16 protein-coding genes are annotated in these 14,842 nt (G+C 66.4%); 8 read left to right on the forward strand and 8 right to left on the reverse strand.

Annotated features, from left to right (window positions below; genetic code table 11):
- Positions 1-150 precede the first annotated feature (150 nt).
- The 5 genes from DXZ73_RS04245 to DXZ73_RS04265 form a co-directional block, all read right to left on the reverse strand.
- Positions 151-1,533, reverse strand: a complete 1,383-nt coding sequence (locus DXZ73_RS04245) for an MFS transporter (protein ID WP_162890022.1) — start codon at positions 1,531-1,533, stop codon at positions 151-153.
- Positions 1,534-1,541: 8 nt separating this feature from the next.
- Positions 1,542-2,972 (reverse strand): radical SAM protein, encoded by a 1,431-nt coding sequence (locus DXZ73_RS04250; protein WP_162890023.1) that lies wholly within the window; start codon positions 2,970-2,972, stop codon positions 1,542-1,544.
- 479 nt (positions 2,973-3,451) lie between these two features.
- The gene (locus tag DXZ73_RS37880; RefSeq protein ID WP_162890024.1) at positions 3,452-3,940 is read right to left on the reverse strand and encodes a hypothetical protein; all 489 of its coding nucleotides are present in this window, start codon (positions 3,938-3,940) and stop codon (positions 3,452-3,454) included.
- 161 nt (positions 3,941-4,101) lie between these two features.
- Positions 4,102-4,575, reverse strand: coding sequence for a hypothetical protein (locus tag DXZ73_RS37885; RefSeq protein ID WP_162890025.1), 474 nt, complete (start codon positions 4,573-4,575; stop codon positions 4,102-4,104).
- A 188-nt stretch (positions 4,576-4,763) separates the two neighbouring features.
- Positions 4,764-4,973 carry a hypothetical protein gene (locus tag DXZ73_RS04265; protein WP_116209683.1) on the reverse strand — a complete coding sequence of 70 codons (210 nt, stop codon included), beginning with the start codon at positions 4,971-4,973 and terminating at the stop codon, positions 4,764-4,766.
- A 248-nt stretch (positions 4,974-5,221) separates the two neighbouring features.
- Here DXZ73_RS04265 and DXZ73_RS04270 point away from each other — a divergent pair, with 248 nt between their 5' ends.
- Positions 5,222-5,605 carry a hypothetical protein gene (locus DXZ73_RS04270; protein ID WP_116209684.1) on the forward strand — a complete coding sequence of 128 codons (384 nt, stop codon included), beginning with the start codon at positions 5,222-5,224 and terminating at the stop codon, positions 5,603-5,605.
- A gap of 432 nt (positions 5,606-6,037) precedes the next feature.
- Here DXZ73_RS04270 and DXZ73_RS04275 read toward each other — a convergent pair whose 3' ends face one another.
- From DXZ73_RS04275 to DXZ73_RS04280, 3 genes are all read right to left on the reverse strand, one after another.
- Positions 6,038-6,271, reverse strand: a complete 234-nt coding sequence (locus tag DXZ73_RS04275; protein WP_162890026.1) for a cold-shock protein — start codon at positions 6,269-6,271, stop codon at positions 6,038-6,040.
- 97 nt (positions 6,272-6,368) lie between these two features.
- On the reverse strand, positions 6,369-6,509 hold the full coding sequence (locus tag DXZ73_RS37890; protein ID WP_162890027.1) for a hypothetical protein: 141 nt from the start codon (positions 6,507-6,509) through the stop codon (positions 6,369-6,371).
- Positions 6,510-6,539: 30 nt separating this feature from the next.
- On the reverse strand, positions 6,540-7,661 hold the full coding sequence (locus DXZ73_RS04280) for a cation diffusion facilitator family transporter (RefSeq protein WP_116209686.1): 1,122 nt from the start codon (positions 7,659-7,661) through the stop codon (positions 6,540-6,542).
- Positions 7,662-7,741: 80 nt separating this feature from the next.
- On the opposite strand from DXZ73_RS04280, the gene DXZ73_RS04285 reads away from it, so the two are divergent.
- The 7 genes from DXZ73_RS04285 to DXZ73_RS04315 all read left to right on the forward strand — a co-directional run bounded on the left by DXZ73_RS04285 (position 7,742) and on the right by DXZ73_RS04315 (position 14,815).
- Positions 7,742-8,107, forward strand: a complete 366-nt coding sequence (locus DXZ73_RS04285) for an ArsR/SmtB family transcription factor (protein WP_116209687.1) — start codon at positions 7,742-7,744, stop codon at positions 8,105-8,107.
- 426 nt (positions 8,108-8,533) lie between these two features.
- A complete protein-coding gene (locus DXZ73_RS04290) occupies positions 8,534-9,094 on the forward strand; it encodes a LysM peptidoglycan-binding domain-containing protein (protein WP_116209688.1) in 561 nt (186 codons plus the stop codon).
- A gap of 226 nt (positions 9,095-9,320) precedes the next feature.
- The gene (locus DXZ73_RS04295; RefSeq protein WP_116209689.1) at positions 9,321-10,532 is read left to right on the forward strand and encodes an MDR family MFS transporter; all 1,212 of its coding nucleotides are present in this window, start codon (positions 9,321-9,323) and stop codon (positions 10,530-10,532) included.
- An 88-nt stretch (positions 10,533-10,620) separates the two neighbouring features.
- Positions 10,621-11,238 carry a hypothetical protein gene (locus tag DXZ73_RS04300; RefSeq protein WP_162890028.1) on the forward strand — a complete coding sequence of 206 codons (618 nt, stop codon included), beginning with the start codon at positions 10,621-10,623 and terminating at the stop codon, positions 11,236-11,238.
- Between the two features lie 87 nt (positions 11,239-11,325).
- Positions 11,326-12,177 (forward strand): phytanoyl-CoA dioxygenase family protein, encoded by an 852-nt coding sequence (locus DXZ73_RS04305; protein WP_116209691.1) that lies wholly within the window; start codon positions 11,326-11,328, stop codon positions 12,175-12,177.
- 56 nt (positions 12,178-12,233) lie between these two features.
- Positions 12,234-13,190, forward strand: a complete 957-nt coding sequence (locus tag DXZ73_RS04310; RefSeq protein WP_116209692.1) for a phytanoyl-CoA dioxygenase family protein — start codon at positions 12,234-12,236, stop codon at positions 13,188-13,190.
- Positions 13,181-14,815 carry a B12-binding domain-containing radical SAM protein gene (locus DXZ73_RS04315; RefSeq protein WP_116209693.1) on the forward strand — a complete coding sequence of 545 codons (1,635 nt, stop codon included), beginning with the start codon at positions 13,181-13,183 and terminating at the stop codon, positions 14,813-14,815. The genes DXZ73_RS04310 and DXZ73_RS04315 overlap by 10 nt, the downstream gene beginning before the upstream one ends.
- Positions 14,816-14,842: the final 27 nt, after the last annotated feature.

Below are 14,842 nucleotides of genomic sequence, written 5' to 3' on the forward strand. Positions count from 1 at the left end.
GCAATCAGCCCGCCCGGCCGGTTCGCCCCGCGGTCATCGATCGGTCACACAACAGGCAAGAAGCGGTCACCGGGACCACCGCGCTCGCACCGAGCCGGATCTTGCAAAGGCCACGGCAGACACTCCCCCGGCAGCGACGCTGTGGAGATGTCAGCCTGCCTGATCGCCGGACCGGTGGGTCGGGAAGCTCTCGTCCCGCACATCGGGTGGGCTCCCCGAGGGCACGGGAGGCGGGGGCGCGGCGGACGCCACCGCGTGCCGGAGCGCGATCAATGTGTAGAGGCCGGTCGCCACGGTGCACACGCCGCCGACCAGGAAGATGACGTCGATACGGCCGAAGTCCATGCCCGCCCAGCGCCCGTGGAAGCCGTTGAGCACGGTCCCCGCGAGCACTCCGGACAGTGCGACAGAGGTGAGCGAGGCGAGCTGGGCGACCGGGTCGAAGACCGACATGATGCGTCCCAGATGGTCGCGTGGGCTTTGCTGAATGATCAACGGCGACGAGACCGCGTTGAGCGCGCCGAGCGCCAGTCCGAACAGCAGCGAGACGACCGCGGCGGTCAGGATGCCGGTTGCCCGTGAGTAGGCGACGAGCAGCAGCCCGAAGAGCAGCACGCTGCCCTGGAAGACCCGGGCGTGTCCGGCGCGGTCGCCGAGCCGTCCGCCGAGCAGTGCCCCAACGGCCGTACCGGCGCCGAAGAGTGCCTCGAGCGTCCCGAACCAACTGGGCGAGGCATGCAGGTTCTCCGGGACGAAGTACACCTCCAGGGTGTTGAGTGCCCCGGTGCCGGCGGTCATCAGAACGGCGGCGGTCAGGATGGTCCGCAGCACGCGGTTGCCGAACAACAGACGTGCCGCCGACAGCAGTTCACCCCGCACCCGGGGCCGCTCCGTGGGTGCGTGCCCGTCCGATGCCTGCGAGTGCGCCCGCTCCGGCTCGTTGTAGTGCACCGCTCGGATCGCCCCGTACGACACCAGGTAGGTCAGCGCGTCGAATACGAGGACCCAGCGCACCCCGAACGCCATCACCAGCGGCGCGGCCGCCGCCGGCCCGGCCATCCCCGCCAGCGCCGAAGCCGTCTGGGTGTAGCTGAACGCCCGGCCGTGCTGTTCTGCGGGCACCACATCGCTGATCATGACGAATCGTGAGGCGCGGAAGAACTGTGCCGCCGCGGCGGTCAGTGCCAGCGCCCCGCCGAGGCAGAGCGGCAGCACCAAGGGCGGCAGAGACCCGGCGGGTGAAAAGGTCAGCAGGGCCACGCCTGTGATGACAGCCGCCCGGAAGAGCTCGGACCGGAGCATGGTCCGCTGTTTGTGCCACCGGTCGACCAGGGTTCCGGCGAGCGGTGCGACCACGATCCCCGCGACGTACATGGTCATCAGCAGCCCCGCCGTCACGGTCGGAGCGTAGGCCTCGCCGCGCAACAGCTCCGTGCTCACCCACAGCAGCAACGCGGTGCCGAAGGCGTAGTCGCCGACCAGAGAGAGGGCCTGCCCTGCCCAGAGCAGCCGGAAGCTTCTGTTGATCAACATGTCATTGATCAACATGCCATGGGCGTCAGCCCGTTCATCTCGGCCACAAGGTCGAAGCGCTCCTCCAACGTGAACTTGTACGGTGGACAGGGGACTGCGCCCTCGCGCCACTGTTTGGGGCAGGCACCGCCACAGACGGGGAAGAAGTAGCAGGAGTGGCAGGGCGTTTCGCCGGTCGCCACGGCGTCATGCCAGTCGTCGAACGGTCCGAGCGGGCGTGGCGCGCCCACGGGCAGCGTCTCGATCAGGCCGAGGCCGCCGCCCTTCTCGTGCTGTGGCACCAAGGGATATTCCGAGCACGAGAACATCGCGCCGCTGCTGCTGTGGATCTCCACGGACTGCGATACGGCGGCGCACAGCACGCCTTCCGGCTCGTTCGGCAGGGCCGTGAAACGCAGGCCGAGCCGGTTCATGCGCCGCATCCAGTCGACCTCATGACGTGCGTATACGCGCCGGTCGATCTCGACCCGTGACACATCGTTGCCCCAGGGATACACCGGAGCGAGATTGAACAGTACCTGTTCATTGGAGAATCCCAGGCCGGCCATGGTGTCGAGATATTCGTCGACCCATTCCATGTTCTCCACATCTATATTGGTGCGGAGAATGAACAGCACATCGGCGAGGGTGTCGTCCCGCAGCGCTTCGAGCAGGAGTCGCGTGGTGCGCTCGAAGGACTTCTTCCCGTTGCGCAGCGGCCGGTGGACATCGTGTACGCGGGCAGGCCCGTCCAAAGTGATGTCGAACTTGACCACTTGGCATTCCCGCCGCAGCTTCCTGAGCTTTTCCAGGGTGAGCAGCGTACCGTTGGTCACCATGCGGGAAACGTATTCGACACCCTTGTCCCGCGCCGCGGCGGTGAACCGCGCGCTCAGGTCCAGGATCATCGGATAGCCGATCATGGGCTCGGCGCCGAACCAGCTGACCGCCACGGAACGGGTGGCCTGCGCCTCGATGCCCGCCAGTACGCGCCGGGCGACCGCGTCCCGGTGCCGCCCCGAGAGCCGGCCGCGGGTGTGCTCCTGGCCGCAGTAGGAGCAACCCATGTTGCAGTACGTCGTGGGAAGCAGGACATAGCGGAGGGCGCTGCGGTCCGCCGAGGCGGCGCGCTGGCGGGCGAGTACGACGTCCAGTTCCGGCGCGGCGTCCGGGCCTGCGGCGACCACCGCCTCTATCTCTCGAAGCCCCTCGAGCAGTTCGGGGTCGATCCCTTCGAGCCGCCCTTCGGCCAGCCGTGCCGCGGCCTCTTCCGGGACGCAGACCATCGAGCCCGTGCGGGTGGCATACAGCATGCGCATGCGCCGAGTGCCGTCGTGCAGATACGTACGCCCGCTCACCCGTACGTAATTGCTCACGCGTTCATGGGCGGTCGTTGGTGCCGTTTCCGGCAACGACATGAGGTCCTCCCGACAGGCTCTGCTACCGCGTGACAGCGTCACGCCTGGACAGGTGAAAGGCCGCCACGCGGCATGCCGCGCGAGAGATCTGCTCTGCTAGCGGATCAACACCCGTGCCCGCAGACGCCGTTCTTCTCGCCTACGTAGGAGGAGGAGTTGGACGTCGTCAGCTTGATCATGACATGCCTCTCGTCGATTGATTCCCGGCTCTTGCCTGGCCCGGCGGGCTGACTTGAATAGTCCACGGGAACGAGAGATGGGGTAAGGAGCGGAAGCAGCCACAGCGGAAACAGACACAAAGGGCGGAACCGTGCAGCCGGAATTGGACCGCCCGCTTCCTCTCCCGGGAATGGCCCGCGAATGCGGGGACTGTCACGCGAAAGATTTGTTTGCCCGGCTCACGGCGCACCGAGCCGTGTGAGGAGGGTGAACGGGAGCAGCTGCGGGTTGAGCCGGGCAGGCGAACGATCCGGCAGCCGATCGGCTCCGGGGTGTCCGGTCGGGGGCGCGTCGTCGGTATGTCACTGTTCGGCGGCGTCGCCACACATGGCCGGGTGGGCGCTATGCGCGACTGCCGGAGGGCAGCGGGAGTCATCCCTACGGCCGGACGGAGGCCGGCAGGAGAACCGGATGGCGAGTCCCGCCCACAGCACCGTCGCCGCGGCGGCGACGAGCCCGGCGGGCCCTGTGGCGCGGTGCACGTCGGCGGCGGAGTGCACGATCTGGGTTCCCGGAGCCTCGCCGACGACGACTATCTGGCGCGGATTCACCACACCGCACGCCTGGCGGAGACCGCCCTCGACACCGTGGTCGACCGCGTGTGCCAACAACTCGTGGGGCTGCTCGCTCTGCAAGGCTGCCGCTTCGAATACGACACGCTCATCGGGCACCCACCACGGCTGGAAGAGGACGGCACGATCAGCTGGGGTCACCGGCGGTGGGACGCGTCCCGCGACGGGCTCCTGGACGAGGAGGTGGAGCTCCGGGTCCTCCACAACGAGCATTTCCACGGCCGGTTCATGCTCCGGCCGACCCCGGGCACGGTACTCCCGCTCGCGGCCCGCCTGGTCGCGGTGACTCTGGCCGACCAAGCCGGAGCGGCGTTCGAGACCGTTGGCCGAGCCAGTACCGCGGACAGCCCGTACGCTGCGCGGAGTGAATTCGGCGCCCTTTACCGGGGAGACCAGTGCCGGATCTTTGCGATCACCAGCCCGATGGTATTGACCGAATCTCGGATCCGATCGTTCCGCTGATGGACGGTGACCTTCTCGGTCACATGGTCGCGGACCTCGGCAACCAGATCCCCGATCATGACGAGCACCGTTGCGGTCGTGATCTGCCTGCTGGTCGCCGCATCGATGTCCCAGTGATCATGGATTCCCAGCTCCACGACCAGGACGCCGATGATCAGAGCGAACCAGATTCCCGTCTTCTTCAGGAACGCGACGAGGTTGACGTTCTGCAACCGCATCGCCAGGCCGACGCTGACCAGGACAATCGCCGCCGCAGTAATGGCCAGGGCCTTCCACGACTGGTGGAATACGTCCATACCGAGGGCCAGGAACACGAGCAGCCACGCTGTGCCCTGCACCAGGGCACGCTCATCGTAAGAGGGTCCTGGAGCGAGCCCGTCAGCTCGTGCCATGGCACTCCTTTCGACAGTTTGCGACGGCGCGGAGACCACAGGTAACAGCGTAGGAGCGTCTTCAGGACATCCGGTGCAGGAGGGCGCGTCAGGGTGTCGTAAACGCGGTGGTGCGAGCATCAGCGTGCGCCGTTGTGCCGAGTTCGACTGCCACGCGCGGTCCCTGTGATGTCAGTTCACCACCAAGGTCAATGTGACGGGGGTATCCGCTCCGGCCTGGCCATGGTGCGGTTCACCCTCGTACAGGCGTCGGAGTCGACGCCCAGCACCTGGAGAACCGGGCTGTCCAGGGCGCCGGCCGCGATCCGCCGGAGCATCGCGCATCGCAAGAAGGTGCGGATGGTCGGGGTGCCCAGCTGTATCGGGCGATGAGCATGGAAGGCAGCGAGGAACGACATGACAGAGTCCCTCCGTCGGGCGAGCGCCGCACGACCGGGAAACGACGAGAGCTGGTGAGGACGGCGCGTCGACTTCACTGTTCGAGCTCGCCCAGCACACCGGCGACGTCCGCAACAGGGACGCACAGAACCGCTCCGCGACCGTTTGAAACGCATCAAAACCGCCGTCCCCTGCCGCTGGTCAGGGGCAACGATGGGAAGAGTGGTCAAGAGAGCTCGCGCGCGACGAGACCAAAGGGGAGGGTCACATGGCCATGGACGGCATCATCACATTTCCCGGAGCCGTCACGTGCGAATCCCGGAAGGCCACCCACCTCGACCACACCGAGGCCCTGCACCGCGCCGTCCACGCCGCACGCCGCGCCCTGAGCGATGCCTCCGCGGACGCCTCCGAGGTCGATGTCATCATCTACATCGCCTCATTCCGCCAATTCCCACCGCGCTGGCAGTCAGCACGCGTCGCCCACGCCTTGAACACCCGGGACGATGTCGTGGCCTTCGACGTCCCCGGGGCACAGGCGGCCCTCAGGATGGCTTCGGCAATAAAGGAGACCGACAAGTCCGTACGTCGTGTCCTCGTCATCGATGCCGAGGAGAAGGCCCGTCCCTCCGCGGTACTGCTGCCGGCCTGATCTCGCAGATCCCACCAAGGCTTGGCCAAGGGCGGGAAACGCTGCCCGAACCAGGTAACCGTCATTGGTTGCGATCCATGCATTCGACTGCCCGCGTGTCGGGGTGCTCTCGGTGATCCGGCGCGCGTCCTGCCCGCACAGGAGCCTGCGTTGCACGCCTCCGCGACCGCGTCGAATACCTCGGTCTGCATGGCTGCGCCGAGGGCATCGACGACGCCCTGAGATGCACGGCGCAGCGCCTGAACGCCGGCGAGTTCGGCCGTGGCCCGACCCGGGGCGTCCAGATCGGCAGCGAGCGCCAGGCAATGATGCCGAGCAGTCACTGCTCGGCATCGGCGCACAAGTCCCGGGCTCCGTCCGCCAGTTCCTTTGCCGATGCGGGGAGCACGGGTATGTCCGCTCACCCACCCCGGATGTTGCCGGACGTGCGGGTCACCCCTGGTGGGCGGCTCCCGGGGAGTGCCTGACAATGGTCAGGTGTTCCGCATGCCAGCCGTTTTCGTCTTCCACGGGCACGTAAGTCACCCGCAAGCCCTCGACGACAAAGGTTCCGTCCTCGATGACCCGGCTGTCCACCCTCACCTCACGGCCGTCGTCCCCGTCTATGTACCCGACGCCCCGAGCTTGGTTGTACCACCGGACCACGCCACTGACCCTGTCAGCCATGCTTTCCCCTCCCAAACCTGGTGCCTGCGCACACTGTTGACTATCGTACGGTTCATTCCCGCCCGACGCGGTGCGCACCCCAGGTGAATGCATCAACTCAGCTACAGCCACCGATGCTCAGCAGCCGCGCCTCAGCGTCCGGGGCGGCGGCGAGGGTGGCCCACAGGTGTTTCTCGGCGCGCACGCGCGAGCCGGAGACCAGCCGTTTCAGCACGGTCACCCCGGGCCGCACCACCACCGGGGTCCCCTTTGCCTGTCAGGCTTGTGATCAGGCGTGGGCGTGGTGGTGGGCCAGGGTCGCGTGCGGGTCGGCGTTGTTGTGGTCGGTGGCAGGGTCGGCGTGGACGAGGGCGGCGGTCAGCCGGGGGACGGCGTGCAGGAGGGCGTGCTCGGCGTCGACGGCGACCCGGTGCGCGTCGCGGACGCTGAGGTCGCCCGCCACGACGATGGCGACCTCGGCCCGCAGCTGGTGGCCGATCCACCGCATCCGCAGCTCGCCGACCTCCAGGATGCCGTCGACCTGGTGCAGGGCGGTTTCGGCGGTGTCGACCAGGGCGGGGTCGACCGCGTCCATCAGGCGGCGGAAGACCTCACGGACGGCACCCTTCAGGACGGCGAGGATCGCGACGGTGATCAGGAGGCCGACGATCGGGTCGGCCAGGCGCCAGCCGAGTGCGGCGCCGACGGCGCCGAGCAGGACCGCGAGGGAGGTGAATCCGTCGGTGCGGGCGTGCAGCCCGTCGGCGACCAGGGCCGCCGAGCCGATCCGTTTGCCGGTGGTGATGCGGTAGCGGGCCACCCACTCGTTGCCGATGAAGCCGATCAGCGCGGCGGCGACGACCGCGGGCAGATGGCTGATCTCGCGGGGGTTCAGCAGCCGGTCGATCGCGGTCCAAGCGGCCAGCCCGGAGGAGGCGGCGATCGTGAGCACGATGAAGACGCCGGCCAGGTCCTCGGTGCGGCCGAAGCCGTAGGTGAACCGTCGGGTGGCCGCCCGGCGCCCGAGCACGAACGCGACGCCCAGCGGGAGCGCGGTCAGCGCGTCGGCGGCGTTGTGGACGGTGTCCCCCAGCAGCGCGACCGAGCCGGACACCACCACCACGACAGCCTGCAGAACGGCCGTCAGGCCCAGGACGCCGAGGGATATCCAGAGCGTGCGCATGCCCTCAGCGGAGGTCTCCATCGCCGAGTCGACCTTGTCCGCGGCCTCGTGACTGTGCGGCTTGACCAGGTGCGCGACCTGATGCCTGAACTGCGACCGCCGGCCCGCCCCGTGACCATGGCCGTCGTGGTCGTGATGGTGACCGTGCTGCTCTTGGTGGCCATGCCGGTGACCGCCGTGTCCGTGGTCGTGGCGGTGTGGCTGGTGGGGGGTGCTCTGGTTGCTCACGACAGCTCACGCCTTCCGGATCAGGGGGCGACAGGGCAGGCCGGTTGGACACCGGCCGCTCACCCCACCATTATGTGCGTATGAGCGCACGCATGCACCTATCAGATGCGCACGGCCCGCAACAGCGAGACGGAGGCGGACAGGCAGAGCGGTATGCCGTGGCCGCGGAGGTCCTGGGACTGCTGGCCGACCGCACCCGCCTGGCCCTCCTGGAACATCTGGCCGGGGGCGAGGCGGATGTGACCACCCTCACCGAAGCGTGCGGGGTCGCCCGGCCCTCGGTGAGCCAGCACCTGGCCCGCCTCCGCCTGGCAGACCTGGTCACCACCCGCAAGGAAGGCCGCCGGGTGATCTACGCCCTCCGGCACGGACACATCAGGCGCTTGGTCGACGAGGCACTCCGGTCCGCCGACCACCGGCTCGGCGACCTCCCGCCCCACGACTGACCGGCCGACGGGACGGCACCGTCGGCGACCTACGGAAGCGCGATCACCCCAAGGCCTGTCGCAGAACTCCCACAGATGATCATTGATGAGAATGACGCTGCGTCACATCGGCTACGGATGGAGACAGTTCGCGTCACGGAGCACTTCGCGCGTGAGTCCGCCGAACCTCGGCCGCACGGTGGTGCGGTGATCCCCAGTTTTCATCGGCCCAAGGGCGCGGCGGCGCGCCCAGCCTGCCAGGCCCGTTCGGTACGTACGGCGCGATGGCGCACGGCGATCGGCGGCGACCGCGCTCCACGAATCAGTGAACTGCGCGCAATGCCTGCGGGCCGCACCGGAGCGAGCGGTAACGTTCGCGGGCGACGGCGAGTGCGGTTCGCCGTCGGTGCACGACGAGGCGAATCCCCTTTCCTGGAAGGAACATCCATGGGTGACACGCTGAACGTCGGCGATGAACTCGGTCTCGGTCAGTCCCTGCAGGGTGGCGCCTACACGCTGACACTGCAGGACGACGGAAACCTGGTGCTCTCCGAACCGGACGGCAACGTCGTGTGGGCGACCCAAACCCACGAGCAGGGGGTCCAGCGGGCCGTGCTCCAAGAGGACGGCAACTTCGTGCTCTACAGCGGCGACGACGCGGCGTGGGCCACCGACACCAACGGCGAGGACGCCGACCGGCTGGTCGTGCAGGCCGACCGCAACGTGGTGCTGTACGACAAGGACAGTGGCCCGTTGTGGGCGTCGGACACCAACACCGACAACCCGCTCACCGACGAGGAACCGGCCGCGACCCCGGTAGCCGAAGAGGTACCCCCGACACCGCCCGCCACCGAGCCACGCACCTACACCATCGAACCCGGCGACACCCTGTGGGCCATCGCCGAACGCTTCTACGGCGACGGCGACCGCTACCAAGAAATCGCCCACGCCAGCGGCATCGCCGACCCGGACGTGATTGACGTTGGCCAGGTGCTGACGATTCCGTGACCCGGCCGCAATGACGAAAAGGGCCCTGACGCCAAACGCGTCAGGGCCTTCGTCTTTCGTCCGAAGCTTGGACCACGCACTTCAACATGGTTCGCCATTCGACGAGGCCGCCTACGAGGCCTTCACCGCACAGACACACTGACACCGATTCGGTGGCCGGTCGATGGCCTGGCAAGAATCGTTTGCTCACGGCCGGTCGGCGCTATCGGAGAGTTAGCGTTCGTCAATGAACTTGACTTTCTTAGGGGTCGGGGGACTGCCGCGCCAGTTCTGGATACTATGGGTAGGAACCCTCGCCAACAGGGTTGGCTTCTTCGTACTGCCATTTATGGCAATGTTTCTGGCACATCAGGGGTTTCCGCCGAAAACCGTAGGAATAGTGGTCAGTTGCTACGGAGGCGGGACTCTGGGTTCCCAAGTCCTGGGTGGCTATCTGGCCGACCGATTCGGCCGACGGTTCACTCTCGTAACCGGAATGATCGGTACGGCGTTCAGTGTCATCCTGCTGATGCTGGCCCCAAATCTTTTGCTGATCGCCATGGCGGCGGCAATGGTGGGGCTGACCGCGGATCTCTACCGGCCAGCGGTCTCCGCGATGGTCGCCGACCTCGTTCCCGCCGAGAACCGAGCGCGCGCCTTCGGCTTGCTCTACTGGGCGATCAACCTCGGAATGGGCGCAGCCGGCCTGCTGGGCGGGGCCCTCGCGCAGCGCAACTACGAAATCCTCTTCGTAGCGGACGCGTTGACCTGCCTGCTGTTCGCCGCACTGATCGCGCGTCATGTACCGGATAGTCGTCCGGAGCGTTCCGAGCGAAAGAGCGGAGGCTACCGTGAGGCGCTGCGCGACCGCCTCCTGATGGGGCTGGCCGCAGTCGGGCTGATCAATACCTTCATCTACCTGCAACAACTGACGACGTTGCCGCTGGCCATCGTTGCGGACGGGCTGGGACCGGCCTCGTACGGTGTGATCTGGGCGGTCAATCCGATCTCCATCATCGTGCTGCAGCCGTTGATGTTGCGCTTTATGACCGCGAGGTCGACGGTGGCGGCATGCGCCGTGGGGCTGGTTGTACAGGGAGTCGGTTTCGGGTTGACCGCCTACGCGGACACGGTGCTCGCTTATGCCGCCACCGTCGTGATCTGGACCATCGGAGAGGTCATTTTCAACTCGGCTTTCCCGGCGTTGACAGCCGACATCACGCCAGCCGGTCTGCGCGGCAGATACAACGGAGTGATCGGCTTCGGGGCCGGTGTGGCCGCGCTGCTGGCCCCGATCTGCGGGACCGCTGCAGTAACCGCCTTCGGTAAGAATATCGTTTGGGCGATGTGCTTCATTCTCGGATTGATCGGTTGTGCCGCGATGATCGGGACTCGACGGGCTGTGGCGATCAGGAGTGACTGTCTCAATCCATTTGGCAAGCCGGTAGTTGACCGTTGACTCTCCGTGAGGATGGCTGCTAGCCTTCGGTCCCCGTACTCGTGCAAGCACCACCCACAATTGGGAGGTCACAAGAGTGAGTACTGCCATGAGCGCCAAGTCCCGGTTAACGGTCGACCAGGTCGATGCCAAATGCCTCTCCTATTTGCGGGATGAGGCAGACGGCCTCGGCAAGAAGGCGATGGAACTTACGGACTCATGGGGCCAGGCGATGTTCATCCTGGACCGCGAGACCGTCGAAAGGCTCTTCAACGTCATCGGATTCTCCGAGGACGTCGTCTCCGGTGTGTACGACGGTGTCTGCGACATCGCGTACGTCAAGCACAACGTGTCGGGCGAGCCCGACCGCGCCGAGTTCACCTACCACGCCCTGGATGCCGCCTGTCTGGTGCTGCGTGGGTTCACCGACCTCGGCGCGGCCCTGGACGAGGTCGACGACGGCAACGCGGAAAAACTCATCGCGGAAGAGCGCCCCCTGTTCGACCGGATCATGGACAGCCTTCCGGACTACTGCCGGAACCTCATGTTCTCCCCCGAGGTCGCGGCCAGGGTGGTCACCTCGCTGGGCGGCGACGTGAGCGCCGACAAGCTGTACGAACTCGCCTGGCTGTTCGGCGGCCAGAACACCAAGGATCTGGAGGGACGCCGTGGCGTCTCCACCCAGTTCATCCGGGCCTTCACACTGACGCTCTCGGCGACGGTGTAGCCCTTTGATGCTGTCCAGCCGGCCCGGAGTCGGCTGGACAGCGTTTTCCTTGCCTCCTTCTTCACCTCCTGATGTCTGGATTACCTGATGCGCGGCCTCACGCAGCAACAGATCGAGCATTACCGGAGAGAAGGCTTCGTAGCAGTTCCGTCCTTGCTGTCGGAGGAAGACATCCGGCTCATCGATGCCTCGATAGCGGAACTCGCCGAAGAAACCGATACGGAACGGATCACCCTCGTCTTCGAGTTCGAGCACGAATCCGTCGACGGGAAACGGGTGCCCCGCCGCCTGTACAACCCGTACGAGCAGCACGAGAACTTCCGGAAGCTGGCTGTGGACGAACGCATCACCGACCGCATGGTCTCGCTGCTCGGTCCGAACCTGGCGTTGCAGCACAGCAAGCTGAACCTCAAACCGGCCCGGGTCGGGGCCCCGGTCGACTGGCACCAGGACCTGACCTACTTTCCGCACACAAACGATGACCTGGTGGCGGTCCTCATCTATCTCGACGACGCCACCGAACAGAACGGCTGCATCGAGGTACTGCCCCGGCGGCACCTGCGTTTCCTCGACCATTCCCTCCCGGACGGCACCTTCGCCGGTCGTATCACGGAGGACCTCGACGAGGAACAGTACGGCGCCCCGGTCACGGTGGAGGGAAGGGCCGGAAGCGCGATCATCCTGCATCCGCTGGCCCCGCACCGGTCTGCGAAGAACATCTCGACGGAACGGCGCCGGGCGTTGATCTACCAGTACCGGGCGGCCGATGCGTTCCCCATCTACACCGGACCGCATGTCGTGGACGTCGAGAACTGCGCACACCACATCCGGGGCGAGCGATCTCCGATCGCGCGATTCGGCGGCCCACAGCCGACGATCTACCGGCCCAACGGCCGCCCGAAGTCGCTGTATCAACTCCAGGAGATGTCGCAGAAATAAATTCCCCACCGCCGCACCCGATTGCGTCACCCGGGTGAAGATCTCCGGAAGGTGACATGCTGAGCTCGAACCTGCTCGACGAATTCGCGGACCAGGGATATGTGATCGCCAGGAACATCCTGGATCCGGATACGGTGTTGCAGCCCGTGATTGATGAATACGCTTCCGTTGCCGACCGGTTGGGGAAGCGATGGATCCCTGACGAGTACGACCCGAGCGAGTCCCCCATCGAGCGCATGCTGCAACTGATGCGGGAAACCCATGGCGCCTGCTTCCAAGCCATGGACATCACGCTTCCACTTGAGGACGACATCCTCCCGGACACACCGATGCATCTGGGGCCCGCGGTCTTCCATCTGCTGCGGAACGAAGCCCTGCTGGATGCCGTGGAGACATTCATCGGCCCCGAGATCCTGTCCAACCCGGTCCAGCACATGCGGATCAAGCCTCCGCAGAGCAGCATCTCCGCGAAGAACAAGCCGCACACGCTGACGTTGACCGGTAAGACGTCCTGGCACCAGGACCTCGCCGTCGTGACGGAGGACGCGGATCAGACCAACTTGGTCAGCGTATGGCTTCCTCTCAACGAGGCGACCGTGGAGAACGGCTGCCTGCTGGTCGTTCCGGGAAGCCACAAGCTCGGCCTGGTGCACCACTGTGACACGCCGACGTTCCAGGGAATCCCGGAGCACCTCATCGGCGAGAGCAAGGTGCCCCTGCCCGTGTCTCCGGGGGACGTCATCCTGCTGCACCCGCTGATCATGCATGCCTCCCTCCCGAACCTCAGCGACGGCGGGCGGTGGAGTTTCGACCTCCGATACAGCCCTGCCGGCCAGCCGACCGGCCGTCGCTGGTACCCGGAATTCATCGCGCGGAGCCGGGCCCACCCGGAAACCGAGCTGACGGACCCGGAACAGTGGGCGGATTCCTGGCAGTCGGCCCGACGAGCCCTCGCGGGGAAACCGCGGCCCGCCTTCGCCCGTTGGGATCCGGCCGATCCTCTGTGCGCCTGAACCGAGAGGTCACCGCGATGATCGACCTGGACATGCTCAGCCGCGGCAGCGGATTCTCCCTCCACGAGGGCACGCCCCGCCTGGCCCTGGTGCACCATGGATTCCGGGCGAATCAGATCGGGTTCGCGGACGCCCGGCAGGACCGCTTCACCGACCGGTACGCCTCGCTCGGACTCCTCAATCTGGCACGCTCCGCGCAGGCGGACTACGAGTCGAAGAGAATCCCGCACCGTCCCGAGTTCCGGTATTTCGACGAAGACCACTACGCGGACGACGCCCACCTTGCCGAGGGCATCACCGAGTGGCTACGCCCGGCGGAAGCACGGTTCGTTCTGGTCAGCCTGTATTCGCTGGCGTTCGAGCGCACCGCGAAAATGCTGGCGATGCTGGACCCTACGGAGGTGTGCATCGTCATCGGCGGTGCACACCCCACTATGGCTCCCCGGGCGGACTTCGCCCATGTGGTGGTCAGGGGGGAAGGAGGCGCCGCACTGCGGCACATCCTGACCGAGCTGCTGGAACCGTCCTTCGGGCAGGGACCCGAGGCCCGCGGCATCTGCTTCACCCGCGGCGGTGAGTCCCATATGAGTCCACCGGCGTTCGACAGGTCGCTCGCCACGATCCCCGCACCGGCCTTCCGCTACGATCTCACCAGGTCGCCGGACAACTCCGTCGAGCGAGTCCGCGTCCGCTGGTGGAAATCCCTCGGCAGCCGCCCGCAGATCTACATCTGTACACAGAGCTGCCGCTCCCGATGCTCGTTCTGCTCGACGTACATCATCCACGGAAACCTGGTTTCGCGCCCCGTGTCGCTCGTCTCCGCCGATCTCGACTATGTCATCGATGAGTTGGGGCACGACTCGATCGAGTTCCACGACGACGATCTGCTGCAACACGACGAGCTGGACGACCTCCTCGATTGCCTCGGCGCGCGCGGCGTGCCCTGGAGCTGCAACGCCCGCGCCGAGTTCATGGACTCGGAGATCGCCGGGAAACTGTACCGGGCGGGATGCCGGAAGGTTTTCCTCGGCATCGAATCGCTGAACCAGCGCACGCTCGACTACTACCGAAAAGGTACGACGGTCGAGATGAACCAGAACGCCGTCAGGGCGCTCGACACCGTCGGAATCGGTGTCGTCTGCGGTTTCATCATCGGCGCCCCGCACGACACGGTCGACAGCATCGTGTCCGACATCGACCGGGTGCTGGAACTGCCGATCGTCTTCCTGAGTTCGGCCATCCTCACCCCGGACATCGGCACTGCCGAGTTCAGCCGGGCGAAGAAGCGGATACCCCTGCTGAACTCCCTCGGTGACGAAGGGACAAGGATGAACATACGGCCGCGGCCGGACCTGTTCGGCACGGAAACCCCTTACGGCCTGCCGACCGTGTGTGAGGCGGTGTCGAAGAAACAGCTGAACGAGCTGTACGCGCTGGCGAACTGCTCGTTCTTCCTCAAGGCGTCAAGCGTGGCGCGTATCGCCCGCCTGACCCCGGCCGACCGTATGGAGGAAGCCGAGGCATGGTGCTCGGTCCAGCTGGAACGGGCTCGGGAGCTCGCGGAATCCGCGGAGCTCGACGTCGTCCGCGCACGTGCCGCCGAGCTGCTGGCAGCCCGCATATGACGACCGACGGCCGGACCGGAGAGTGTG

The organism is Streptoverticillium olivoreticuli subsp. olivoreticuli, assembly GCF_003391135.1.
Taxonomy (GTDB): Bacteria; Actinomycetota; Actinomycetes; order Streptomycetales; family Streptomycetaceae; genus Streptomyces; species Streptomyces blastmyceticus.

What these genes read in the sequence shown, in the direction of transcription:
- DXZ73_RS04300 (WP_162890028.1), top strand. Translation starts at nt 10,621, where the DNA reads ATGAGCGCCAAGTCCCGGTTAACGGTCGACCAGGTCGATGCCAAATGC.
- DXZ73_RS04265 (WP_116209683.1), bottom strand. Translation starts at nt 4,973, where the DNA reads ATGTCGTTCCTCGCTGCCTTCCATGCTCATCGCCCGATACAGCTGGGC.
- DXZ73_RS04310 (WP_116209692.1), top strand. Translation starts at nt 12,234, where the DNA reads ATGCTGAGCTCGAACCTGCTCGACGAATTCGCGGACCAGGGATATGTG.
- DXZ73_RS04270 (WP_116209684.1), top strand. Translation starts at nt 5,222, where the DNA reads ATGGCCATGGACGGCATCATCACATTTCCCGGAGCCGTCACGTGCGAA.
- DXZ73_RS04275 (WP_162890026.1), bottom strand. Translation starts at nt 6,271, where the DNA reads ATGGCTGACAGGGTCAGTGGCGTGGTCCGGTGGTACAACCAAGCTCGG.
- DXZ73_RS04295 (WP_116209689.1), top strand. Translation starts at nt 9,321, where the DNA reads ATGAACTTGACTTTCTTAGGGGTCGGGGGACTGCCGCGCCAGTTCTGG.
- DXZ73_RS04285 (WP_116209687.1), top strand. Translation starts at nt 7,742, where the DNA reads ATGAGCGCACGCATGCACCTATCAGATGCGCACGGCCCGCAACAGCGA.
- DXZ73_RS04290 (WP_116209688.1), top strand. Translation starts at nt 8,534, where the DNA reads ATGGGTGACACGCTGAACGTCGGCGATGAACTCGGTCTCGGTCAGTCC.
- DXZ73_RS04305 (WP_116209691.1), top strand. Translation starts at nt 11,326, where the DNA reads ATGCGCGGCCTCACGCAGCAACAGATCGAGCATTACCGGAGAGAAGGC.
- DXZ73_RS37885 (WP_162890025.1), bottom strand. Translation starts at nt 4,575, where the DNA reads ATGGCACGAGCTGACGGGCTCGCTCCAGGACCCTCTTACGATGAGCGT.
- DXZ73_RS04245 (WP_162890022.1), bottom strand. Translation starts at nt 1,533, where the DNA reads ATGTTGATCAACAGAAGCTTCCGGCTGCTCTGGGCAGGGCAGGCCCTC.